Raw genomic sequence first — 21,975 nt, 5'->3', positions numbered from 1 at the left:
ATGATCGCACTAGAAGAAGCCGTAATGGAAATTATCGTCAATGCCGGACAGTCCCGCAGCCTGTGCTTTGAGGCACTGCACGCGGCGCGTCAGGGCAACATAGACGAAGCTAAAAGCCTGCTGCGCGAAGCCGACGGCTACGCGCGCCAGGCGCACAAGATGCAGACCAAACTGATCGAGCAGGATGCGGGCGAAGGCCGCCAGCCGATGACGTTAATCATGGTGCACGCGCAGGATCATTTAATGAATTCTTTATTAGCGCGTGAATTATCCGAAGAAATTATTCATTTATATCAGAGATAGTCTATGGCGAAATAATTACTGTAATGCCTCTGTACCCTAAATAGAATTCCACTTGTTCTGATGATAGCGACATACTCTGTCAGATCGGAGCGGGATGGTTATTGTCTGAATAAAATTAAACTATATTGAGATAACCATGAATACGATTAAAAAACTTCCATTAACCATGGCGGTTATCGCCGCGCTTTGCCCAATTTCCGTGCTCGCGCAGGAATTCACGCAGGAGCAAATCGACGCCATTGTGGCGAAAGCGGTGGATAAAGCCCTGGCCGAGCGTCAGGCCAAAATGGATGCGGCGGTCGCCAAAAAAGCGGACGTGGTGACCGAGCCGCAAAGCGCGGCGCAGTCCCCGGATATGGCGATCCCGTTCGGCATTAAATTTACCGGCTACGCCCGCTACGGCGCGCACTTCCAGGCCGCCGATCAGAAATACGTGGCGGTGGACGGCTCCTACAACGGCGCGTCCGCGATCGGTCGTCTGGGCAACGAAGGCAACGGCGGGGAATTCCAGCTCTCCAAGGCCTTCAAGGGTGAAAACGGCGCCATCTGGGACATCAACGTGATGATCGACCACTGGGGCGACGAAGTTAACCTGAAAAAAGCCTACGCGGGGGTGACCAACATTATGGCCTCTAACCCGAACGCCTATTTCTGGGCCGGTCGTGACTTCCACCAGCGTCCGCAGCAGGGCATCAACGACTACTTCTGGATGAACCACGACGGCCAGGGCGCCGGGGTGAAAAACTTCGACATCGGCGGCGTGCAGTTCGACGTGGCCGCCGTCGCGGCGGTGGAATCCTGTAGCCCGGAAGTGATGGAAGACGAAGCGAACCCGTCGCGCATCACCTGTACCGGCGGTTCCGGCACGGGCGACAAAGGCAACTACGCCGCGACCTCAAAAATCCACGGCATGAAGCTCGGCCCGATCGACGTGGAGCTGTACGCCAACTACGGCTTTGACTCCAAGGCGGTGGAGAGCGATGAGCGTCTGAACGCCTGGCAGGGCGGCGTGGTGCTGAGCCACACCAACGACAGCGGCGTGAACAAGGTGATTGCCCGCTACTCCGATAACGCGGACAACAGCGTGTTCAACAAAACCGAGGATCTGACCACGGTCTACGCCAGCTTCGAAGGGCTGTACAAATTCACCCAGGCGACGCAGGTGGAGTACATCCTCGCCTTCCACGACTACGACAACAGCCGCGATAAGACCGACAACCGTAAGAACTACAACGCCATCGTGCGTCCGATGCACTGGTGGAACGACGTTCACTCCACCTGGCTTGAAGCGGGCTGGCAGCACGTTGATTACGACAACGGCGGCGACAACAAGGGCTGGAAGCTGACACTGTCGCAGAACATGTCTATCGCCATGGGGCCGGAGTTCCGCCCGATGCTGCGCTTCTACGTGACCGGCGGCAAGGTGGATAACGCACGCACCGCGCGCGTAAACGGCACCAAAGACGAAACCCTCGACGACTTCAACGTCGGCGCGATGTGGGAGGCGTGGTTCTAGTACAGCGACGTTTGTTTCGCCCGGCGGCGCTGCGCTTGCACGGGCCTACAAAACCTTGTAGGCCGGGTAAGCGCAGCGCCACCCGGCAAGATCCCATGTTATGCTACAAAAAAACCAACATAGCAGGGGAGAACATGGGTTCCACACGTAAAGGGATGCTGAACGTCCTGATCGCCGCCGTTTTATGGGGCAGTTCCGGCGTTTGCGCGCAGTACATCATGGAGAAAAGCCACATTTCTTCGCCTTACCTGACCATGGTTCGCCTGCTGTTTACCGGCGTGATCCTGCTGACGCTTTCTTTCGTTCACGGCGACAAGATTTTCTCGGTCATCAAGCATCGCAAAGACGCCCTCAGCCTGCTGATTTTCTCACTCGTCGGCGCGCTCACCGTACAGCTCACCTTCCTGCTGACGATTGAAAAATCCAATGCCGCCACAGCCACCGTGCTGCAGTTTCTGTCGCCGACCATCATTGTGGCGTGGTTCGCCCTGGCGCGGAAAAAGCGTCTCGGCGTGTTTGTGCTGTCGGCCATTTTGACGTCGCTTGTCGGTACGTTTCTGCTGGTCACCCACGGCGACCCAACCTCGCTCTCCATCTCGCCTGCCGCGCTGTTCTTCGGCATCGCCTCGGCGTTTGCCGCCGCGTTTTACACCACCTATCCGTCAACGCTTATCGCCCGCTACGGCACGCTGCCGATTGTTGGCTGGAGCATGTTGATTGCCGGATTGATGCTGACGCCGTTCTACGCCGGACGCGGCACCACCTTTGTGATTGACGGCAGCCTGCTGCTGGCGTTTTTCTACCTGGTGGTGATTGGCACGGCGCTGACGTTCAGCCTGTATCTGAAAGGCGCGCAGATGATCGGCGGGCCGAAGGCGAGCATTCTGAGCTGCGCCGAGCCGCTGAGCAGTGCGCTGTTGTCGGTGATTTTGCTGGGCGTGGCGTTCACCCTGCCGGACTGGCTGGGAACGCTGCTGATTGTGTCGTCGGTAGTGTTGATTTCGATGGATTCGAGAAGACGGGTTCAGACATCGGCGTAGCCTGATGCCCCCACCCAAACCCTCTCCCACGGGAGAGGGAGAAAGCACTACTTCGCCTTAACCTTCCCCGCCACCAGCAGCGCCGTCAGCAGCATCAGCGTGCCGGAAATCACCAGCGGTGACGTCAGCCCCAGATGGTCGAGCGCCACGCCGCCAATGGCCGCACCGCAGGTATTCGCCAGCTGGATCACCGCCACCTGAATCGACCCGGCTTTCTCCGCCTGATCGGCCAGCGTTCGGGTGATCCACGTCGACCAGCCGACCGGGATCAGCGCAAAGGCAAAGCCCCAGATAATTGCAATCGCAGAGGCCACCCACTTATCGCTACCCCACAGCACCAGCACCGCTGCACTGACAGCCAGTACCAGCGGCGCACCCGCCAGCGCCACCTTCAGGGAGCGCTTCAGGAACTGGGACGACAGCGAGGTGCCGACAAAGCTGGCGATACCGAAGCTCAGCAGCACCAGCGTCAGGCCGTCGACGTCAAAGCCCGCCATGGTCATAAACACCGGGCGGATGTAGGTGAAGAAGGCAAACTGCCCGGCAAAGGCCATAAAGATGGCGGTCATCCCCGCCAGCACGCCGGGGCGCTTCAGCAGCACAAACATGTTCTGCTTGTGGTGCGCCGCTTCGCCCGGCAATGACGGCAGCGCTTTCCACACCCAGATAATGCACAGCAGCCCCATCACCGCCGCGGCGTTAAAGACGTTACGCCAGCCGATAATCCCGCCGAGGAAACTGCCGAGCGGTGCAGCGATCACCAGCGCGATAGAGACCGCACCGAAGATAACGGACAGGGCTTTTGGCACCGTACGCGCGGGCACCAGGCGCATGGTCAGCGAGGCCGACATCGCCCAGAAGCCGCCGAGCCCGAGCCCCAGACAGGCGCGACCGAGCAGCAGCAGGGTGAAGCTTTCCGCGAAGGAGACCAGCAGGCAGGAGAGCGTCAGCAGCACGCTGAACAAAATGACCACCTTGCGGCGGTCGATGGTGCCAATCACCTGGGTGATAAACAGGCTGGCGAACATCGCCACGAAGGCGGTGACGGTAACGGACTGCCCCGCCACGCCTTCAGAAATACCCAGGTCCTGCGCCATCGGCGTCAGCAGGCTCACCGGCAGAAACTCAACGGTAATCAGGCAGGCGACGCAGAACGCCACGGCGAAAACGGCCGACCAGTTGGGGCGAGAAACCTCTTTGGTCTGCGGTCTGGTCGTGGGCTGGATATGTTCTGTCATGGCGTCACCTGAAGATAAAAACGTGCGGAAAAGTCGCGCAGTTTATCATCAAAAGTGTGACGGATTTAACGATTTGACAACTTTTGTCGTTTTTAATGGGCCTGGAGGGAGATCGTCACCGACTGATACCTTTTCAGCATAACGAAAATGAAAATTCAGTATCCACATTTGAGGTGAAACAATCATAGCGTCTGAAAAGGAGAAACTATGAAAACACGTACTTTATCTCAAAATCTTACCGTCAGTGCTGTCGGCTATGGTGCCATGGGCCTGAGTGAATTTTATGGCCAGACTAATGACAAAGCCTCACTGCAGGTATTGCATAGCCTCATCGATCTGAACGTGACGTTTATTGATACCGCAAATTTATATGGCCGTGGTCATAATGAAAGACTAATCGGTCATTTTCTTGCCGGGCTGGATAAAAGCACTCGCGAGCAGTTCAAAATAGCCACGAAGTGCGGCATCGATCGCTCGCCTGACGAGTCTTACGCCCGCACCATCAACAATACGCCTGACTATATCATCCGCTGCTGTAATGAGTCCCTCAAGCGGCTTGGCGTTGAACGCATCGATCTCTTTTACCTTCACAGATTGAGCAACGAAACGCCGGTCGAAGAAAGCATGGATTGCCTGAGTGCGCTCGTTAAAGAGGGCAAGATTAACCACATCGGCCTTTGCGAAGTGTCGGCTGCAACGCTGCAACGCGCCCATGAAGTCCATCCGGTCACCGCGCTGCAAACGGAATATTCTCTGTGGACACGCGATATCGAGGAAAGCATTCTGCCGGTCGTTAAAGAGTTAGGTATTGGTCTGGTGCCCTACTCGCCTCTTGGCAGAGGCTTCCTGACGGGAAAATACCTCAACAATAGCGAGTTTGCAGAAGGTGATTTCCGTAGAAATAACGAACGTTTTGTTCAGTCCAGCCTCGATCATAATCGCCAGCTGCTTGATATCATCCACCCGCTGGCGGCGAAGTACGGCTGTACCGCAGGTCAGATTGCCCTTGCCTGGCTGTTAGCGCAATACGATCGGCTGGTTCCCATTCCTGGCACTAAGCACCTCAACTATCTGACCGAGAATGCGCAAGCAGCCGACATTGTGCTTGATATGAACGACATTGAATCATTGAACAACCTTCATCGTCGGATAGCGATCAAAGGCGAGCGCTATTCCGCCGAGGGTATGAAGGGCGTGAACGCCTGATACCTCATCATGAAATAAAAAAACCGGGTTAACCCGGTTTTTTTATGTCTACAGATACGCCGTGCCGTTAGCGATAAACGCTCAACGCGACGCCTTCCCCACCGCCTACGCACAGTGCGGCGACGCCACGCTTGCCGTCGTTACGGACCAGGGAATGAACCAGCGTCACCAAAATCCGGCAGCCAGATGCGCCTATCGCATGCCCAAGCGCGATGGCCCCGCCGTAAGGATTGATACGATCCGGGGAAATCCCAGCCTGCTGAATCACCGCCAGCGCCTGGGCGGCAAACGCTTCGTTGGATTCAAGGTGATCGACATCCTCAGGCTTCCATCCCGAGCGGGAAAGACAGTCGGCAATGGCTTGAATCGGAGCTGCGCCCATTAATGCCGGCTGGATACCGGAATTGGTAAACACGCCCAGCGAAGCCAGAACCGGCAAGCCACGCGCTTCGGCGGTATCACGCGTACAAAGCAGCACCGCAGCGGCACCGTCATTCAGCGATGACGCATTTCCCGCCGTCACCGTTCCCTCTTTTCGGAAGACAGGCCTCAGCTTCGTCAATTTTTCAATACTGGTTGCACGCGGCCCTTCATCCCTCTCCACGCAAATCGTTTCGCCTTTTCGCGTCAGCCACTCAACCGGCACAATTTCGCGCTCAAAAATGCCGCGCGCCTGCGCTTCAAGCGCATTGTGGTGAGAGATAAGGGCATACTCATCCTGCATTTCGCGGCTGATACCAAACTCCGTCGCAACATTCTCAGCGGTGATACCCATATGATAATCGTTGAAGGCATCCCAGAGCCCGTCAGAAACCAGGCTATCTTTGAGAGTGATATCACCCAGCCGCGTTCCGCTACGTGACGTCATGGCGATATGCGGCGCGTTGGACATACTCTCCTGACCGCCGGCGATAACAAACTCAGCCTCACCCGTCTGAAGCGCCTGCATGCCTAGATGGACCGCCTTTAGCCCGGAACCACAAACCTTATTGATTGTCAGACATTGCGTTTCTACCGGTAATCCGGCATTCAGGGCCGACTGCCGGGCCGGATTCTGACCGCAACCCGCAGTAAGTACCTGCCCCATAATGACCTGAGAGATATCACCGGCCTCTACGCCAGATTCTTTCAGGAGCGCCTGAATGACCCGACTTCCCAGGTCAGAGGCGGAATGCTCCGCAAGCGCGCCCTGAAATGCGCCCGTCGCCGTGCGGCGGGCTGCAATAATGACAACCTCGCTCATGCGCCTTCCCCTTTCAGTCCTGGCAAGGTATGACCCGTCGCGGCCATTGCCGCCCGGTATGCAGTAAGACCATTCATACAGGCGGGAACGCCAGCATACACCGCCATCTGTATCACGATTTCAAGCAGCTCTTCCGGCGTCACGCCTGTGTTGAGCGCGCCTCTCATATGCAGTTCCAGCTGCGGCATGGCATTACCCAGCGTCACAAGCGAGGCGACGGTCAGCATTTCGCGCGTTTTGAGATCCAGTCCCGGACGCCCCACCACATCCCCGAACGCATAGTCGGTAATCAGGGCGGGCAGCCCCGGGTCCAGCTCGCTCAGGCGACGGGTGACTTTATCCGCGAGTCCCGCTTCAAGACGGTCCATAATCTCTCTGCCATAGCGCGTGCGGTCATTAATTTGACTCATAAGATTTCTCCAGAGGGGACTGTTTTGCGGTCAACGTTGCAGGAATAACCGCGACAAGCAGAACGGACAGGCCGATGGCCGTGCCGGCGACGATATACAGGAGCGGCATTGAAAATGCTGAAACCATCCAGGCACCGACCGACGCGCCGATACCAATGGCGGTATTGAAAAACGAAACGTAGATTGCGGAGGCCGGGAAAGCTTTATCCTCGGCCATACGTAAAACCCACGTCTGGAAGCCGACAAATATTCCTGACACGGCAACGCCCCAGAGAATCATGCTGATGAATATCAACGCAGCAGAGAGCGAAGAACCTGATAGACCCAGGAACAGCAGCACCGCACAGATCAGCAGTACAGACAAAGAGACCGTCAGCTTGAGATACTTATCAATCAACACGCCGGTCAGGAAATTACCGGCCAGACCTGCAATGCCGTAAACAAAAAGCACAGCGGGAATAAACGCGGTGGACAGTAAACTCTGCGTGTGCAGCCAAGGTTCAATGTACGTAAAGGCGGCAAAGTGGGCCGTAACGGCCAGCAGGGTAGCGGAGTAAATTTTCCACAAGGTAGACGATTTCAGCACGCCTTTAAGTGCATCCAGGCCAAGCGCACTTTTGCTGGTGATCTGGGGAACAAGCACGCTAATACCCACAAAGGCAATTACGCTCAGCGCGGCCATCAGCCAAAATGCCTGCCGCCAGCCGAAGTGAATACCAATGTAGTTGGATACCGGCACGCCAAAAACGCTTGCTGCGGAGACGCCACCAAATACGATTGACGTTGCCGCCCCAATATATCTGGCAGGAACGATAGCAACCGCCGTTGCACCGATCATCGCCCAGAATGCACCGTGAGCAAGCGCACCCAGCACTCGGGCGCTAAGCAGCGTGCTGTAGGTGTTTACCGTCGCGGCCATGATGTTGGAGATCAGAAGCACCACGGTGAGCACGAGTAAAAGGCGTTTCTTGGCCACATTGCCTAAAAAGACTGAGGCAAACAGCGCACTCAACGCCCCTACCCAGGCATAAAGCGACACGGTCATGCCCACGGCGGATTCCGAAGACTGTAGCCCCTCTGCGATTGGCGTTAATAATCCGACCGGCGCCAGTTCGGTAGTGACAATAGTAAACGTTGAAATAGCCAGAATGAATAAAGCAAGCCATGACCTTAACGTCATATTTTGCAAAGAGAGTTCTGAAGTCATACTACTTACCTCAATGATGGTTTAAATAATGTGCCAATTTTTTTCTGTTGCATATCTGGTAAGCGCGGAATGCTCTCCCACACACACGGGATGCCCGATGGCTTCGAGCATTGGAATATCCGAAACATCGTCACCGTAGGCATAACAATCCGCCGGGTTAATCTCCTTATCCCGGCAAAACGTCATAAGCGCGTCTTTTTTACCCGATCCAATTGTTTGCGGCAGGCCGATTTCACCTGTTAACTCACCTGCTTCATTTATTATGACCGGCGCACAGAGTACATCCGTTACCCCAAGGTATTTCGCAATGGGTGAAAGAATCGGAAGCATAGAGCCCGATATAAATACAGTGTACATGTTCTGGCTCTGATGTTTTTTAAGTGCTGCAACGGCGCTATCAATAAAAAACTCATTTTCCAGCTTACGCCTGAACCATTCCTCGCCCATTTCGTCCAGATAACGACAAGATACACCTTTAAACTGGCGATAATACTCTCGGTTCAGCGTCTCCCTTGGCACACCGTTTTTTACGTCGGCACGAAAGCGAGACATAAAGCGTTGAAGACGATCGTGTTGATTATTTTCCCTGCACCAGAAATCATAGAAATCAAACATACTTTTAATATTTATAAGCGTCTCATCAACGTCAAAAAATGCGGCGTGTTTACGCAAGGCCTATTCCTCGTAGTTTTTTCTTCGACTCTTAACCGGGAAATCTTTATCCGTACCAGGCACGCCTGCATCCGCCCAGCGGGAAGGCGGAATTTCAGAAACTACCACGGAAATTTTATCCAGCGGTGCACCTGTATTTTTGTGAACGGCAAACGTAATATCTTCCTGAAGCCTGATGATTTGATTTTCATCTTTCGTCGGCCAGGTCATCACATGAACAAACGGCATACTTTTCTCACTCTATAGTTGTAAATTCATCGAAGGAACGGCCTTTGAGTTTTAAATGGGCATGGATATCGCCTCCAAGACCGTAAAAACCAATTGCACCGCCGTAGCTCTGACGCGAGCTCATATAAAGTACGACTACGTTAATAATTCTGTTTCCTTTCCTCTCCGGTGCCGGAAAAGGATCGGTTAACTCAGCCCAATATTCGGCATTACCTTCACTATCGGTTATAAATACGTTGGGTATGCCCAGCGGGCCAGGCCTGCTCGGCGCCTCAGAGGCTAAATCGTTTTCCCTGAGACTCATCACGGTATAAACGCTATCCGGAACAAGACTCCGGAACGAAAACGTGAACCGTGCTCGTTTTTTATCTTCGGACAACGTGACGTCAAAAGTTCCCTCTGCCTCAAGCCAGGCAGCGAGGGTGACAGGCTGGATGTCTCGCTTTCCATCGCTGCGGCGATAATCTGCGATATAGCCGTCATGAAGCGGCACGCTCGGCCTCTTTTCTTTGTTGGCGTGCGGCCGCTGTTCCGGTGCGAAAATCATCCGATAGTTGTTCATCGGAATGGGTAAAGGAAGAGTATGAAGAATGATGTCCTTCAGCGCGTCCTGAGGCATTTTCTCTATATCACACAGAATGTTATAGGGTGCTATTTCCCCAAATGCCGGGAGCACGCTGTCCGGTGAGACAATGACGCTTCGCCACTGCAGACCGTTATCCCCGGGCACCATGCCAACCACGACAAAATTACCCTTCCCGTCCATGACCTCCGCAGGGGGGTAAAGCGGCCCCTGCGTGGTCGCAGCCAGACGGTATTTCTGGCTACGTAATTCAGGCATGCGTTACCCCCTGAACCACCCCTTGCTGCTGAACGATGGCCGCCTGCATGGCAACCTCAGCCAGAGATTTTTCTTTCTCTGTAATCAGGGCGGAAGGATAGACGGTGAACGACACATCCATTGTTGCGCAAAGCGTTTGGTGCTGAGTGACGCGTACCTGTGCCTTGAAACGCCCCCGGCGGTCGTTAATATCTTTTTCCAGAAATTCAAAATGGACCAGCGCCGGTAAAGGGAACAGAAAACTGGCAAAATTGATTGCCATGCTATTAATGACGTAATAGCGCCCGCTTTCCTGCTGGTAAATAAACTCTTCGGTGACGCCGATAAAGGCCTGTCGGCTGGCTTCAACCAGCAGCATTCCCTGAATATGCTGGCCCGTCTGGTGATCCGCCATCAATTCGCAACGCTCGTCGATCAACAAAGGCATAGCATAAAGGTCGGGATTATGCTCAGCCTGTTCCGCAGGCCCTATAAGTACGTTCTGTTCCAGCTTTTTATGGCAATGTGCATTTTTTTTGTCGCTAACCAGTTTTTCCAGAGAGCACATTTTAAGTTTATTACCATGAACTGCGTTTCTTGCCTGGTTTGAAATTACTTTTCCGGCAAAATCCTTGCGCACGCCCTGACCAACAATAATTTCGTGTTCTTTATCAATGATATTCGCAGGGATCTGAGTCAATAATTCAAGCTGAGATATAGTCAGTACATCTTTACCGTTGGCAAATTCATTAAATTTATCGCCAACCACAACCAACTTTTTACAGTTCATTCAGTGTTCCTCAACAACAGCAAGCACGGTAGATGCGCGTATAAAGGCCGTCATTGCCGCCAGTGATAAAGTTGTCGCCGGCCTGCTGGATGATTTCCTGGTAACGTGCATTGGTAAATGCTTCTTTATATGCTGCTTTATCACCGTTGAATGAGGAGATAAACATTACGCCCGGAACGCCACTGATCAGAGAATGAAATGCTTCGAAACTTTCAATCTTATCTTTGTTATCTCTTACCACATTAAAAATGGTTTCATCGCGCCACTGACGGTACTGCTGATAGTTATGCGCAGGCACTTCAACGTGACGAAGCTGGATATAATTTGATTCTGGTAAGTTCTTTTTATTATCGATAGGGGATTCAACAAACTTAAGTAATTCGCGACGAATATCGGCAGAAAGAACATCAGAGAAACGATGGAACATGGAGTCCATTTCACTCTCAACCCACGCAATTTCTTTAATATCGTTGAACGCGCGCAGTTCCAGCAATTCATTAACACCGTTTTCTTCACAGGAATAGTAGCGAACGTTTTCATTGCTTTTTAATGAAGTGAATTCTTTTTCAGAAAAAGCATTTTTTAATGGGAAGCGTGATACCAGTACATATTTAGACGACATAATTACTCCGAATATTGATTGAGTGAGGATTCGGATAGAAATTTATCAATACAGGAAACAATTGGAATTGTTAAATTTGTAATATATTTTTGGTATTACTGTTAAAACGGGTTTTGCTGCCCGCATTTAGCGTGTAATATCGAAATCGAAAAAAGACTAAATACCTTTTCGCATTCAGGACTCACGTATGGCCACAGCAGAACATTTAATCAGCAATAACCTGCCCAGTATCAAACAATTACAATGCTTTCTCGCTGTTGCACATGAACTAAACTTTCGTAAGGCTGCCGAACGCCTGCGGATGACTCAACCACCGTTGACGCGTCAGATAAAGTGCCTTGAAGCGGTTCTGAAACGTCAGTTGTTCAGCCGCAGCACGCATGACGTTAGCCTCACTGAAGCAGGTCGTGCGCTGGTTGTTCAGGCTGAAAAAATACTTAAAGACATCAGCAATCTAAAAGAAGACCCGCTCTCTTCTGAAACGAGCCTGCGTATCGGACTCACGCGGACGCTTAATTTTGAATATATTGAACCCGTGAATACCCAGCTTCAAAAAATGAACGCGGGAGATGATGTCGAAACGCCGGACCTGACGTCAGCCCAACTGCTGCAAAGCTTGTCTAAAAATATGCTGGATCTGGTGCTGACCGGTGAAAAAGGAACGGGTCATGAAGACATTGTTCAATACCGCTGGGTCTGCCAGGAACCGTTGCTCATCGCAATGCCCTCTTTACATCCTGCCAGCCTGAAAGAGAAAGTCGCGCTGGAGGATATTAGCGATCTTCCCATTTTCTGGTTTTCGCGAAGCGCTAACCCGTCATTTTACGACAAATGCGAAAGCTACTTTGATACGCTGAAAACGCCGCTGAAGCGGATAAAAGAGCCGGATGATACCCTCGTGATGCTAAGCCGTATCGCAAGAGGGAAAGGATTTGCGCTGCTGCCTCAGTCGAAATGCACCTTTAATCAGGAAGGACTTTGCTACCGTGAACTCACGGACGCGGAGGCAAAAAGGTTAAACATAGATATCTATGCCGCCACCCGCCTCAATGAAAACAGAGAAGAGATTCTTAACGCTCAAAATATCCTGTGCGGAAAAACGGCTTAATGCAGGTAAAACACACCCTCTTCCGGCAGGAAGAGCTGGTTATAGCGTAGCTGGAAGGCGTTCAGCTCCTGCGGATCGGGCTCCATTTCGCGCATAAAGCCAAGCGCCAGACGAATTTGCGCATCGGTAATGGGTGCCGCCAGGCGGGCTTTACGCAGCATACGGTGCCATGTATGCAGATTCTCTTCACTGCCATCGACAATGCAGACCTGCCAGATCAACAGCACCTGCGCGGCGTTTTGCAGATGCGCCTCGTCGGGGCGTTCAAGATAACGGATAAACTCATTGCCCGACGTTTTGCCAAACTGGTCAATCATCGACTCGACCGGCATTGGGGTGATCCCCAGCCGTTCGCTTAATCGTTTGATGGCGCGGCGAGAATCCGAAGTCAGGACGCGAAATCCCACCACAAACACCACGGCAAGCGTTGCCAGCATTATCCAGACCATGCGTTCTCCTTAGAATAGCCGCTCATCATAGCGGGAAACGCAGGGCGTCAACAGCGGGCAGAACCATAATAGTGAACGGAAAAGATGTTGAAGAATGGGATATGAGGAATTAACGCCTTCGGCGTAAATGTAAAAAAGCCCGGCATCACACACCGGGCAAAGAAGTTACCTGCACACTCAGGCTGCTTTTAATTTCTGCGCACGATTCTCACGGCGAATCTTACGTTCTTCCAGCACCGCGACCATCGCCATCAGGACGATACAGCCGATGGCTGCGGCATCCAGCGCGGCGAAGGTGCCCGCCCAGCCGGTGAGGCCGAAAATTGGCGTGCCGTCGGCGATCATCCCCAGGCCCAGCTTGGCGAAGCTGTCGCCAATCAGGTAGGCGAAGGTGCCTTTAATCCCATCGGCGGCGCCGATCGCTTTTTTCGGTACGAAGCCGACTGCCGCCACGCCGATCAGCAACTGCGGGCCAAACACCAGGAAGCCGAGCGCGAACAGGGAGGCCAGGTAAACGTACTGGTTGCTGGCGTGCTGGTAGACGCCGAGCGTGGCGATAATCAGCGCCAGCGCGACGCAGGCCACCAGCGCACGACGGCCGTTGGCGAGGTCGGAGAGCCAGCCCCACAGCAGCGTACCGACCAGCGCGCCCACTTCGAACAGGGTGAAGCCCTGAATCGCCACTTCTTTAGAGAGCTTCAGCTCCTGGAAGGCATACACGGTCGACCACTGGTCGATACCGATGCGCACCACGTAGAGGAAGATGTTTGAGAAGCACAGCAGCCAGATCACCTTGTTTTTCAGCACGTACTCAACAAAGATCTGCCATTTGGTCATCTCGTTCTCTTCGGTCTCTTTGTCCTCTTCGCTGATCTCCTCGCCGAACAGCTCTTCAGCTTTGCCGAGGCCGTAAGATTCCGGGGAGTCGCTGCCGAAGCGCAGGCCGATAAAGCCGACGATCAGGGCGATAATCGACGGGAAGATAAACATGCCGATCACGTGGCCGTCGAACAGGACGTTTGCGCCGAACAGCGCTACGCCAGCCGCACCCGCCCCGCCGAGGTTGTGGGAGATGTTCCACATGCCGAGGTACGAACCACGCTTGCGGCGCGGGGTCCATTTGGTGATGGTGGAGTAGCTGCACGACCCGCCGGTACTCTGGAAGAAACCGCTCAGGGCGTAGAAGGCGATCATCAGGAACAGGCTAACGGAGCCGGTGCCCATGCTGGCGCTGAAGCCAAGCATACAGATAGCGGAGAGGATCAGCATAAACGGCAGGAACTGCTTGGTGTTTTTGCCGTCCGCGTAGTAGGAAACGACGGTTTTACCCACGCCGTAGGTGATGGAGAAGCCCAGGCCAATCATCCCCAGCTGCGTCATGCTCAGCCCGTAGGTTGAGATCATGTCGTTCTGCGCAATGTTAAAGTTTTTGCGGATCAGGTACATGGTCAGGTAGCCGATGAAGACCACCAGATAAGACTGCATGAACGGTTTGAACCACATTTTGCGCCGCACGTCGAGCGGCAGGTCCAGGGTCGGCTTGCGCACCTGATTTAAGAAGGCCAGCATGACTGAGTTACTCCTGAGCTGATTTTTGCAGCATTGTAAAAATCAGCCGGGAGAGATGCCTGAGACAGCGTCCAGGTAAAACCGGGAAAATTTCCTAGTTTTGCGCCATTCGGGGTGAAAAGGTGAGACACATCACGCTTCGCTCACCTCGCGCGGCGCCTGCGCGTTCAAAAACGGCAGCAGCAGCAGGGCGGAGATCCCCGCCGCGATGGCGATCACCGCAAAGAATCCGCTCCAGTGCCAGACGTCGATCACCCGCGCCAGCGGCCAGCCGGAGAGCGATGCGCCAAGGTAGGCAAACAGCCCGACAAAGCCCGTCGCCGCGCCTGCCGCCTCTTTGTGGGAACACTCCGCCGCCGCCATGCCGATCAGCATCTGCGGGCCAAAGACGAAGAAGCCGGTGGTGAAGAAGCACGCCGCCTGCATCACGTAGCTGGCGAACGGCATCAGCCACAGCGAGCCGACGGAGAGCAAAATCCCGGCGGCGAAGATCAGGTTCATCGGGCCACGGTTGCCGTTGAACAGCTTGTCCGACCCCCAGCCCGCCACCAGCGCGCCGATAAACCCGCCCAGCTCGAACATGGTCACCGCCGAGTTAGCGGTCACCAGGTCCACGCCGAGCGTCTCGGACATGTACAGGTTGCCCCAGTCGTTGATCGCCGCGCGCACCACGTAGACCAGCACGTAGCAGAGCGACAGCAGCCAGATGTACGGGTTTTTCAGCACGTATTTGGTAAGGATCTCCCTGCGGGTCAGCCCCGCGCCCTCCTGCTGCTGGGCAATCTCCATCTCGTCGTGCCGCCAGTCGCCCACCGGCGGCAGGCCGACGGTTTGCGGCCTGTCGCGCAGGCGCCAGCAGAGGAACAGCCCGGCGACAATCGCGAGGCCTCCGGCAATCATCATCCCCGCGCGCCAGCCGTAGTGCAGCGCTGCCGCCCCCACCACCATCGGGATCAGCGCCCCGCCGACGTTATGCGCGGTGTTCCAGATTGCCCACCAGCCGCCGCGCTCGTTGCGCGAGTACCAGGCCGTGAGCAGGCGAGCGCAGACCGGCGCGCCCCATCCCTGGAAAAAGGCGTTCAGCGCCCACAGCAGGGCAAAGGCCCACAGCGAGGTGGAGAAGCCAAACAGGATGTTCACCACCCCGGTGGCGATCAGCCCAACACCCATGAAATAGCGGGCGTTGGAGCGGTCGCTGACGATGCCGGAGAAGAACTTCGACAGGCCGTAGGTGATGTAAAACAGCGTCGCCAGCAGGCCGATATCGGTGCGGGCCATCACGCCGCTGGCGAGGATTTCCGGCGCAGCGGCGTTGAAGCTTTTGCGGGTGAAGTAGAACAGCGCGTAGCCGAGCCAGATGGTCATCAGGATATGGCGACGCCAGTAGCGGTAGCGGGCGTCGATTACCGCTTTATCGCCTATCGGCGCGGCGCTGGCAGGGGTTTTAAACATGGTGCGTCCTTAACGGCAAACTGACGCTGACGCGCGTCCCGTGGGTGCAGGAAATGTTCAGCGTGCCGCCGAGCGCCTTCACGCGCTCGCGCATGCCCGCCAGGCCAAAGCCCTGCTGGCCGGAGCCCGGCGGCAGGCCGCAGCCGTCGTCTTCAATCACCAGCTTCAGGCTATCATCCTGCTGCCAGCCCTGGATCGTGACCGCGCTGGCGCTGGCGTGCTTGACGATATTGTTCAGCCCCTCCTGACAAACGCGGAACAGCGTCACGCGCTGGCCTTCGCTGAGCGCAGGCTCGTTAATGCGCCAGTCGAGATGGCTGACTATTCCGCGGCTTTCCAGCTCCATCTCGCGCATCAGGGAACGCACCGCCTGCTCAAGCGTAAGGTCGTCGAGCTGGCGCGGGCGCAGCCGTCCTAACAGGCGACGAACGGAATCATAGACGCCCAGCGAAAGCTGTTCGATATGCGCCCCGCCCTGCTTCACGCCCGCGTTTTCTGCCGCCAGTCGCTGGACAATGCCCGCCTGGGTGCGGATGGCGGTGATCGTCTGGCCGATATCGTCGTGCAGCTCGCGGGCCACCTCCTGCCGCACGCTCTCTTCCGTCTCCAGCAGACGCTCAGCCAGACGGCGGTTGCGCGCCAGCTCGGTCTGCAGGGACTGGTTCAGCTCGCGCAGGCGCTGAATGCCCGCGCCGAGCAGCAGCCCGGTCAGGCTCTGGGCCAGCAGGGAAAGCAGCAGGTCCACCGGATGATCGTGCCAGGTCTGGCTGGCAATCAGCGCGATGGCGTTCATCAGCGTCGCTATTAGCGCCCCCTGCCAGCCGTAGTGCCAGGCCAGGGCGATGATTGGGAGCGCAAGGCAAAACGGCGTGAAGCGTGAAAGCTCGGCGGGCAGGCCAAGCTGTAGCCACAGGCTCACCACAAACAGCAGCAAATACCAGATGAGGTGCCGGGCGCGCCAGTTCACCGGTTGGGAAACCAGCGCCGGACCGAGCGGCTGCCAGACGGTACTGGTGAGGTAGTGCCAGATCACGAGGCAGGTTGGGGCCAGCGTCAGGCCGCCGGTGAGGGTCAGCAGCAGGGCGTTGAGCATCTCCTTCTCGCCGACCCACGGAAGCGACTGCAGCAGCGCGGCGGCAATCAGCGCCGCCCCCTGACGCAGCAGCGTGCGCCAGTCACGCTGGTGGCGGTAGCGGGAAATGAGCGCAACCGGGAGAAGCGTGAGCAGGCTTCCGGTCATCAATAAGGGCAGATGCGCGAGGGCCACTTCCTGCGCCAGCCAGACTAGCATCAGCCACTCTGCGCCGAGCAAAACCGGCCAGTAGGCGCGCGGGCACTGGAGCATTAACCCCAGACGCAGGCCGAAGGGAAACAGCAGCACCGCCAGCTCGGGGCGTTCAACCAGGTGCAGGCTGATGCTCCACAGGCAGAACCAGGCGGCGGAGAAGATAAAAAAGCTGGCGACGACGGCGATCAGCCGCGAAAAGACGGGACTCATTGCCAGCTGTCGAACATGCGGCGCGCCAGCTCCACGTCGTTGCTGACGTCGAGTTTTTCCATCAGGTTGGCGCGATGAACGTGTACGGTTTTCGGGGACAGATCCAGCTCGGCGGCAATCTCTTTCACCGACATCCCCTGCGCGAGCTTCTCTGCCACCTGGCGTTCGCGCTTGGTGAGCGGGTCCTGCCTTCCGGCCGCCAGCTTGATGGCGATATCCGGCGTTAAATAGCAGCCGCCGGTGGAGACGGTGCGCACCGCGGCGATCAGCTCGTCGGGGCTACAGCGTTTAGAGAGGAAGCCGCGCGCGCCCGCGTTGAGCGCCTGCTCGACCAGCGCCGGGCTGTCGTGGACCGAGAGCATAATCGTCGCCATCCCTTTTGGCAGCTGGCTTAACAGCTCCAGCCCGGAGAGATCGGGCATCGATATATCGCAGATACAGACCTGCACCCCGCGCCCCGGCAGGCCCGCCAGCGCCTCGCGGCCGGAACCAAACTCGGCCACGACCTGAAAATCCGGTTCGAGGTTCAGAAGCTGGGCAAAGCCGGAGCGGACGATAAGGTGGTCGTCGATGAGAGCGATGGTGGTCATGGGTTGATCCTGATGCGTGAACACGCCGGATGGCGGCGTAAACGCCTTATCCGGCCTACGTGTAAAGTCCTTGTAGGCCGGATAAGCGCAGCGCCATCCGGCAAAAGCCTCTTACCTTAAGTGATTTACTCGAAAAACACCGCAATTTTGTTAAACATGGTGGGATCGGACTGGTTGCGCGCCACTTTGGTGACGTCTTCCAGCTTGTCGATCTGCGCCATCATCTGCTCCAGACGCTGATCGTCGTTGACCAGTAGCCAGATGCGGCTGTGCTCGCTGCCCTGAATCGGCAGACAGAGAATGCCTTCCACGTTAAACGCCCGCCGGGCAAAGAGCCCGCAGACGTGAGTCATGACGCCAGGGTGGTTGCGGACGGTGAGTTCCAGAATGACGTTATCATGTTGTTTCTGCATGGCTTATTCTCCCACCATCTCAGTATTTGCCGCACCCGGCGGCACCATCGGATACACTTTTTGTTCAGGGTCGATACGCACGTGGATCAGCGCCGGGCCTGGGCGAGAAATCGCCGCCTGCAGCGCCGCGTGGGCATCCTCTTCCGCGTTCAGGTCGCAGGTATGCAGGCCAAAACCGGCGGCAATCTGCATAAAGTTAATCATCCCCGGATAGGTCGCCGCAAACACCCCCTGCTTGTAGAACAGGCTCTGCTGCTGGTGCACCAGCCCCAGCGCTTCGTTGTTCATCAGGATGATTTTCACGTCTAACTGGTTTTCGGCCGCGGTCGCCATTTCCTGAATGTTCATCATCAGGCTGCCGTCGCCGGAGAAGCAGATGACCTTGCGGTCCGGATTCGCCAGCGCCGCACCAACCGCCGCGGGCAGGCCGAAGCCCATGGTGCCGAGACCGCCGGAGGTCAGCCACTGGCGCGGACGGTTCAGCGGGTAGGCCTGGGCGGTCCACATCTGGTGCTGGCCCACGTCGGTGGTGATAATCGCGCTGTCGTCCACGCAGGCGGCCACGGCGTTGATCAGCCCGTAGTGGCTCAGCGGGTCACCCTCGGTTGGGATGGCGCCCGGGAACTCGCGCTGCAGATCGGCCACCAGCTGACGCCAGTCGGCGCGGTCGGTTGCGTCGGTTTGCGGGATCAGCTGCGCCAGCACCTCGGCCACGTCACCCTGAATCGCCACGTGCGGCTGCTTGATTTTACCCAGCTCGGCGCGGTCGATATCCACGTGAATGATTTTCGCGTTCGGGCAGAACTGCTCGGTTTTGCCAATCGCCCGGTCATCAAAACGGGCGCCCATAACAATCAGCAAATCCGCCTCTTGCAGGATGTAGTTGGTGCTGCGCGCGCCGTGCATGCCCAGCATGCCGAGAGAGAGCGGGTGCGCTTTAGGCAGCATGCCCAGCGCCATCAGGGTCATGGTGGTCGGCAGATTAGCTTTTTCCGCAAACTCGCGGATTTCATCCGCGGCGTTAATCGCTCCGCCCCCCAGATAAAGCACCGGACGTTTGGCGGCGTTAATCATGGCGGCGGCGTCGCGCACGCTCTCAGCGCTGAATTCCGGCGCGGGGGCACGCTCGCCCGGCTCCGGCAGGACGTCGATCTCGATCTCTGCGGTCTGGACATCCTTAGGAATGTCTATCCACACCGGGCCCGGACGGCCAGACTGCGCAATGCGGAACGCATCGCTGATAACCTGAGGCAGCTCGCTGATATCGCGAACTAAATAGTTATGTTTGGTGATGGGGATAGAGATGCCGTAGGTGTCCACTTCCTGGAACGCATCGGTACCGATCATTGAGGACGGTACCTGGCCGGTAATGCAGATCAGCGGAATGGAGTCGAGGCGCGCGTCGGCGATGGCGGTGACCAGGTTGGTTGCGCCCGGGCCGCTGCAGGCCATACAGACCGCCGGTTTACCCTGCGTACGCGCCATGCCCTGAGCGATAAAGCCGGCCCCCTGCTCGTGGCGCGCCAGCACGTGGCGGATCTGCGTGCTTTGGCTTAACGCATCGTACAGCGGCAGCACCGTGCCGCCAGGGATGCCCGCAACGGTGGTGATGCCCTGTCGTTCCAGCAGATGAACGATCAGCTGCGCGCCAGTAAAACGCGTCTTGGTGGATGTTGTGCCCGAACTTGCCATGCTCCAGTCCTTTTCTTCTGGGCCGACGTTACGCGTCGTATTTCAGGTTGCAGATGCGTTGGCTGCGTTCACTCACCCCAGTCACGTACCTGTGTACGCTCCCGGGGATTCGCTCACTTGCCGCCTTCCTGCAACCCGAACTACTTAGCGTATCCGGGAGGGGTCCTAAACGAAAAACCCCGCCCGGTTTGCGCCGGCGGGGTTTTGGATTCGTGTGTTGATCCAGTCCCTACGGCGCATTGCCGACGACCACCACCACACGCACGACGACCACTGCGGCAGGTTGCGCAGTTTTTAGTAGGGTCGAAGTGAAGATGGATGAAGTCATTGGGGACCTGTGTTTGGAATCATTGATTGAATTTATACAAACACAGGTTTTCAGGCGTGACAATGGAAATATTTTCATCTGCGCAAAAATGCGTCAGGGATCACGTTTCAGTACGTTGCTCGCTCATTCCAGGAATCACTATAGATGACATTGCCGTCGCAATGCTTCCAGGTAATTTTCTCGTAGCGCATGAGAATCGTTTCAAGGTGTGTTCCGGTGCTTGCGCCGGGATACAGGTCTGGTGTGATTGAAGTTATTTTCACATTCTCCAGGAGGATATTAAAATATTCCTGTTCTAAACCCGCCTCATTAATCTGATACATCTTAATGGTGGCTGACTGGAGCGTTCTTCCCGTACTCAGTGCGCGAAAGAGAAGCGGAGTTACACGATCAAATTCTTTCTGGAACATGATGGGCATGTGTATACGCGTGCCCGTCAATTTCCCGGTATTCCCGTCGACTGGGATGTTGACATTATGAGTGAATGATTTGAGTTCAATTGCACCTTCACGCCCTAACACAAGGCAAGGACCAACCATGGGAGAACCATTTTCATCTGTTAAAAATAAATAAGCTGGATTTGACATATAAAGTCCTTTTTATAAAATTCAATCGTACTTATCAAAGCGACCAAAAATTATCGGATGAACAATAATAAATACAATGATAGAAATGAATGTTAGTAATACCCAGTGGTTAGGCACCAACCACAGAAAGAAAGAGGCGCACGCAAAAATATAAACAGGGAATAAAATATCCGCGAATAGAATTGATAACAGACTCTTAAACATGCCCCTTGTCCTTTAAGTCGTTATAAATTGCATCGAAATCCTTATAGAATCCCATTTGAACCTTCTTAATGAATTCAGACAGGAAAGGCTCAAAAAAGTAGTAAAGCATCTCCAGTTGTGCGGCATACAGGGTCGCGTAATACTTAGGGTCCAACGTTTTCAGGCGACGTGCAGCAAGAGCGCACTTCTGTTCCGTTCCAATCAATTGAAGCGCCATGACAACGTTAGGTACGCGGCGTGCAAGCCGTTCGACGACAATTTCAGACAGCAAGCCTGATTCGGAAAGGGATTTGGCCAGCCCCCATGCTATCGCTAAACGCGCGGCCTTGCTGGTCGGTATGTTATTAACAAGCCCGGTTACTTTTGAATCCATCTTACGAACGCGATTATGTTCATTTCCATTTTCAGAATCGGTAATAACACTTTCAAAATAAAGATAGAGCATGTGTGCTATTACATCGCGATAACGGTAAAGCGAGAGAATTGAGAGATACATCCTCTTTTCTTCTGAGAGAAGCTCATCACACACATCGTGATAGCTGGGGATTAAGCATGATGAGTACCAGCTCACACGTTCCATTCCTGAGTAAATATCAGAGCCGATCCCCTTTAATGCTCTCCAAGTCCCTGCAACACCTTGCTGTCCATAAAGAGCTAACTGCCTGTCACTCTGGAACTTCATCTTTAAATATTCAGATGCTTGCATAATGTATCCATACAGTATTTGCGGCTCTAGAAATATACAATGAAAATCTCTGTAACTCAAACCAGCCATATTATTTAAACTAAA

Annotated in this window: 24 protein-coding genes; 5 read left to right on the top strand and 19 right to left on the bottom strand. The window is 55.3% G+C overall.

The window, feature by feature from the left end:
• The 3 genes from AB8846_RS12355 to AB8846_RS12345 all read left to right on the top strand — a co-directional run bounded on the left by AB8846_RS12355 (position 1) and on the right by AB8846_RS12345 (position 2,859).
• Complete coding sequence (locus AB8846_RS12355; protein WP_029741865.1) at positions 1-303, top strand: PTS lactose/cellobiose transporter subunit IIA; 303 nt, start codon at positions 1-3, stop codon at positions 301-303.
• A gap of 136 nt (positions 304-439) precedes the next feature.
• Positions 440-1,819 (top strand): carbohydrate porin, encoded by a 1,380-nt coding sequence (locus AB8846_RS12350; protein ID WP_063145146.1) that lies wholly within the window; start codon positions 440-442, stop codon positions 1,817-1,819.
• A 134-nt stretch (positions 1,820-1,953) separates the two neighbouring features.
• A complete protein-coding gene (locus AB8846_RS12345; RefSeq protein WP_370732799.1) occupies positions 1,954-2,859 on the top strand; it encodes an EamA family transporter in 906 nt (301 codons plus the stop codon).
• A gap of 47 nt (positions 2,860-2,906) precedes the next feature.
• Here AB8846_RS12345 and nepI read toward each other — a convergent pair whose 3' ends face one another.
• Positions 2,907-4,097 (bottom strand): purine ribonucleoside efflux pump NepI, encoded by a 1,191-nt coding sequence (gene nepI, locus AB8846_RS12340; protein WP_370732798.1) that lies wholly within the window; start codon positions 4,095-4,097, stop codon positions 2,907-2,909.
• Positions 4,098-4,304: 207 nt separating this feature from the next.
• On the opposite strand from nepI, the gene AB8846_RS12335 reads away from it, so the two are divergent.
• Positions 4,305-5,303, top strand: a complete 999-nt coding sequence (locus tag AB8846_RS12335) for an aldo/keto reductase (RefSeq protein WP_370732797.1) — start codon at positions 4,305-4,307, stop codon at positions 5,301-5,303.
• 67 nt (positions 5,304-5,370) lie between these two features.
• Here the strand turns inward: AB8846_RS12335 and AB8846_RS12330 are convergent, their stop codons facing one another.
• From AB8846_RS12330 to AB8846_RS12295, 8 genes are read right to left on the bottom strand one after another with little or no spacing between them, the layout of a single operon-like run.
• Positions 5,371-6,546 (bottom strand): acetyl-CoA C-acetyltransferase, encoded by a 1,176-nt coding sequence (locus tag AB8846_RS12330; protein ID WP_370732796.1) that lies wholly within the window; start codon positions 6,544-6,546, stop codon positions 5,371-5,373.
• The gene (locus AB8846_RS12325; RefSeq protein WP_047347459.1) at positions 6,543-6,956 is read right to left on the bottom strand and encodes a carboxymuconolactone decarboxylase family protein; all 414 of its coding nucleotides are present in this window, start codon (positions 6,954-6,956) and stop codon (positions 6,543-6,545) included. Before AB8846_RS12325 ends, AB8846_RS12330 begins: the two co-directional genes overlap by 4 nt.
• Positions 6,943-8,163 carry an MFS transporter gene (locus tag AB8846_RS12320; RefSeq protein WP_063145141.1) on the bottom strand — a complete coding sequence of 407 codons (1,221 nt, stop codon included), beginning with the start codon at positions 8,161-8,163 and terminating at the stop codon, positions 6,943-6,945. The genes AB8846_RS12325 and AB8846_RS12320 overlap by 14 nt, the downstream gene beginning before the upstream one ends.
• A 21-nt stretch (positions 8,164-8,184) precedes the next feature.
• Positions 8,185-8,835: an HAD-IB family hydrolase gene (locus AB8846_RS12315; protein WP_331413929.1), complete on the bottom strand. Its 651-nt coding sequence runs from the start codon at positions 8,833-8,835 to the stop codon at positions 8,185-8,187.
• A gap of 3 nt (positions 8,836-8,838) precedes the next feature.
• Positions 8,839-9,063, bottom strand: coding sequence for a tautomerase family protein (locus AB8846_RS12310; RefSeq protein ID WP_047347457.1), 225 nt, complete (start codon positions 9,061-9,063; stop codon positions 8,839-8,841).
• 7 nt (positions 9,064-9,070) lie between these two features.
• Positions 9,071-9,904 carry a hypothetical protein gene (locus AB8846_RS12305; RefSeq protein WP_063145139.1) on the bottom strand — a complete coding sequence of 278 codons (834 nt, stop codon included), beginning with the start codon at positions 9,902-9,904 and terminating at the stop codon, positions 9,071-9,073.
• The gene (locus tag AB8846_RS12300; RefSeq protein ID WP_063145138.1) at positions 9,897-10,673 is read right to left on the bottom strand and encodes an AfsA-related hotdog domain-containing protein; all 777 of its coding nucleotides are present in this window, start codon (positions 10,671-10,673) and stop codon (positions 9,897-9,899) included. Before AB8846_RS12300 ends, AB8846_RS12305 begins: the two co-directional genes overlap by 8 nt.
• Before the next feature lie 10 nt (positions 10,674-10,683).
• Positions 10,684-11,295, bottom strand: a complete 612-nt coding sequence (locus tag AB8846_RS12295) for a hypothetical protein (RefSeq protein WP_063145137.1) — start codon at positions 11,293-11,295, stop codon at positions 10,684-10,686.
• A gap of 187 nt (positions 11,296-11,482) precedes the next feature.
• Here AB8846_RS12295 and AB8846_RS12290 point away from each other — a divergent pair, with 187 nt between their 5' ends.
• The gene (locus AB8846_RS12290; protein WP_045285316.1) at positions 11,483-12,403 is read left to right on the top strand and encodes a LysR family transcriptional regulator; all 921 of its coding nucleotides are present in this window, start codon (positions 11,483-11,485) and stop codon (positions 12,401-12,403) included.
• Here the strand turns inward: AB8846_RS12290 and AB8846_RS12285 are convergent.
• The 10 genes from AB8846_RS12285 to AB8846_RS12240 form a co-directional block, all read right to left on the bottom strand.
• A complete protein-coding gene (locus tag AB8846_RS12285; protein ID WP_047646739.1) occupies positions 12,400-12,852 on the bottom strand; it encodes a DUF1198 domain-containing protein in 453 nt (150 codons plus the stop codon). The genes AB8846_RS12290 and AB8846_RS12285 overlap by 4 nt on opposite strands.
• Positions 12,853-13,029: 177 nt before the next feature.
• Positions 13,030-14,421: a hexose-6-phosphate:phosphate antiporter gene (gene uhpT / locus AB8846_RS12280; protein WP_063145136.1), complete on the bottom strand. Its 1,392-nt coding sequence runs from the start codon at positions 14,419-14,421 to the stop codon at positions 13,030-13,032.
• Positions 14,422-14,553: 132 nt separating this feature from the next.
• Entirely contained in the window at positions 14,554-15,873 is a 1,320-nt protein-coding gene (locus AB8846_RS12275) for an MFS transporter (RefSeq protein ID WP_370732795.1), read from the bottom strand.
• Positions 15,866-17,371 carry a signal transduction histidine-protein kinase/phosphatase UhpB gene (gene uhpB, locus AB8846_RS12270; RefSeq protein ID WP_331413936.1) on the bottom strand — a complete coding sequence of 502 codons (1,506 nt, stop codon included), beginning with the start codon at positions 17,369-17,371 and terminating at the stop codon, positions 15,866-15,868. Before uhpB ends, AB8846_RS12275 begins: the two co-directional genes overlap by 8 nt.
• On the bottom strand, positions 17,368-17,961 hold the full coding sequence (uhpA, locus tag AB8846_RS12265) for a transcriptional regulator UhpA (RefSeq protein WP_063145133.1): 594 nt from the start codon (positions 17,959-17,961) through the stop codon (positions 17,368-17,370). Before uhpA ends, uhpB begins: the two co-directional genes overlap by 4 nt.
• Positions 17,962-18,086: 125 nt before the next feature.
• Positions 18,087-18,374, bottom strand: coding sequence for an acetolactate synthase small subunit (gene ilvN, locus AB8846_RS12260; RefSeq protein WP_010426528.1), 288 nt, complete (start codon positions 18,372-18,374; stop codon positions 18,087-18,089).
• A 3-nt stretch (positions 18,375-18,377) separates the two neighbouring features.
• Positions 18,378-20,066 carry an acetolactate synthase large subunit gene (ilvB, locus tag AB8846_RS12255; RefSeq protein ID WP_370732794.1) on the bottom strand — a complete coding sequence of 563 codons (1,689 nt, stop codon included), beginning with the start codon at positions 20,064-20,066 and terminating at the stop codon, positions 18,378-18,380.
• A 229-nt stretch (positions 20,067-20,295) separates the two neighbouring features.
• A complete protein-coding gene (gene ivbL, locus AB8846_RS12250) occupies positions 20,296-20,394 on the bottom strand; it encodes an ilvB operon leader peptide IvbL (protein WP_057979964.1) in 99 nt (32 codons plus the stop codon).
• Between the two features lie 107 nt (positions 20,395-20,501).
• Positions 20,502-20,981: an Hcp family type VI secretion system effector gene (locus AB8846_RS12245; protein ID WP_370732793.1), complete on the bottom strand. Its 480-nt coding sequence runs from the start codon at positions 20,979-20,981 to the stop codon at positions 20,502-20,504.
• Between the two features lie 196 nt (positions 20,982-21,177).
• Positions 21,178-21,891, bottom strand: coding sequence for a hypothetical protein (locus AB8846_RS12240; RefSeq protein ID WP_370732792.1), 714 nt, complete (start codon positions 21,889-21,891; stop codon positions 21,178-21,180).
• Positions 21,892-21,975: the final 84 nt, after the last annotated feature.

This window comes from Enterobacter sp. KB-221C9 (genome assembly GCF_041320715.1).
GTDB classification, from domain to species: domain Bacteria; phylum Pseudomonadota; class Gammaproteobacteria; order Enterobacterales; family Enterobacteriaceae; genus Enterobacter; species Enterobacter asburiae_D.
This window is presented reverse-complemented; position numbering and strand designations above follow the sequence as displayed.

What these genes read in the sequence shown, in the direction of transcription:
- AB8846_RS12330 (WP_370732796.1), bottom strand. Translation starts at nt 6,546, where the DNA reads ATGAGCGAGGTTGTCATTATTGCAGCCCGCCGCACGGCGACGGGCGCA.
- AB8846_RS12335 (WP_370732797.1), top strand. Translation starts at nt 4,305, where the DNA reads ATGAAAACACGTACTTTATCTCAAAATCTTACCGTCAGTGCTGTCGGC.
- AB8846_RS12305 (WP_063145139.1), bottom strand. Translation starts at nt 9,904, where the DNA reads ATGCCTGAATTACGTAGCCAGAAATACCGTCTGGCTGCGACCACGCAG.
- AB8846_RS12325 (WP_047347459.1), bottom strand. Translation starts at nt 6,956, where the DNA reads ATGAGTCAAATTAATGACCGCACGCGCTATGGCAGAGAGATTATGGAC.
- AB8846_RS12290 (WP_045285316.1), top strand. Translation starts at nt 11,483, where the DNA reads ATGGCCACAGCAGAACATTTAATCAGCAATAACCTGCCCAGTATCAAA.
- uhpT (WP_063145136.1), bottom strand. Translation starts at nt 14,421, where the DNA reads ATGCTGGCCTTCTTAAATCAGGTGCGCAAGCCGACCCTGGACCTGCCG.
- AB8846_RS12310 (WP_047347457.1), bottom strand. Translation starts at nt 9,063, where the DNA reads ATGCCGTTTGTTCATGTGATGACCTGGCCGACGAAAGATGAAAATCAA.
- AB8846_RS12295 (WP_063145137.1), bottom strand. Translation starts at nt 11,295, where the DNA reads ATGTCGTCTAAATATGTACTGGTATCACGCTTCCCATTAAAAAATGCT.
- nepI (WP_370732798.1), bottom strand. Translation starts at nt 4,097, where the DNA reads ATGACAGAACATATCCAGCCCACGACCAGACCGCAGACCAAAGAGGTT.
- AB8846_RS12355 (WP_029741865.1), top strand. Translation starts at nt 1, where the DNA reads ATGATCGCACTAGAAGAAGCCGTAATGGAAATTATCGTCAATGCCGGA.
- uhpB (WP_331413936.1), bottom strand. Translation starts at nt 17,371, where the DNA reads ATGAGTCCCGTCTTTTCGCGGCTGATCGCCGTCGTCGCCAGCTTTTTT.
- ilvN (WP_010426528.1), bottom strand. Translation starts at nt 18,374, where the DNA reads ATGCAGAAACAACATGATAACGTCATTCTGGAACTCACCGTCCGCAAC.
- uhpA (WP_063145133.1), bottom strand. Translation starts at nt 17,961, where the DNA reads ATGACCACCATCGCTCTCATCGACGACCACCTTATCGTCCGCTCCGGC.
- AB8846_RS12275 (WP_370732795.1), bottom strand. Translation starts at nt 15,873, where the DNA reads ATGTTTAAAACCCCTGCCAGCGCCGCGCCGATAGGCGATAAAGCGGTA.
- AB8846_RS12320 (WP_063145141.1), bottom strand. Translation starts at nt 8,163, where the DNA reads ATGACTTCAGAACTCTCTTTGCAAAATATGACGTTAAGGTCATGGCTT.
- AB8846_RS12245 (WP_370732793.1), bottom strand. Translation starts at nt 20,981, where the DNA reads ATGTCAAATCCAGCTTATTTATTTTTAACAGATGAAAATGGTTCTCCC.
- AB8846_RS12240 (WP_370732792.1), bottom strand. Translation starts at nt 21,891, where the DNA reads ATGCAAGCATCTGAATATTTAAAGATGAAGTTCCAGAGTGACAGGCAG.
- ivbL (WP_057979964.1), bottom strand. Translation starts at nt 20,394, where the DNA reads ATGACTTCATCCATCTTCACTTCGACCCTACTAAAAACTGCGCAACCT.
- AB8846_RS12285 (WP_047646739.1), bottom strand. Translation starts at nt 12,852, where the DNA reads ATGGTCTGGATAATGCTGGCAACGCTTGCCGTGGTGTTTGTGGTGGGA.
- AB8846_RS12300 (WP_063145138.1), bottom strand. Translation starts at nt 10,673, where the DNA reads ATGAACTGTAAAAAGTTGGTTGTGGTTGGCGATAAATTTAATGAATTT.
- AB8846_RS12345 (WP_370732799.1), top strand. Translation starts at nt 1,954, where the DNA reads ATGGGTTCCACACGTAAAGGGATGCTGAACGTCCTGATCGCCGCCGTT.
- AB8846_RS12350 (WP_063145146.1), top strand. Translation starts at nt 440, where the DNA reads ATGAATACGATTAAAAAACTTCCATTAACCATGGCGGTTATCGCCGCG.
- ilvB (WP_370732794.1), bottom strand. Translation starts at nt 20,066, where the DNA reads ATGGCAAGTTCGGGCACAACATCCACCAAGACGCGTTTTACTGGCGCG.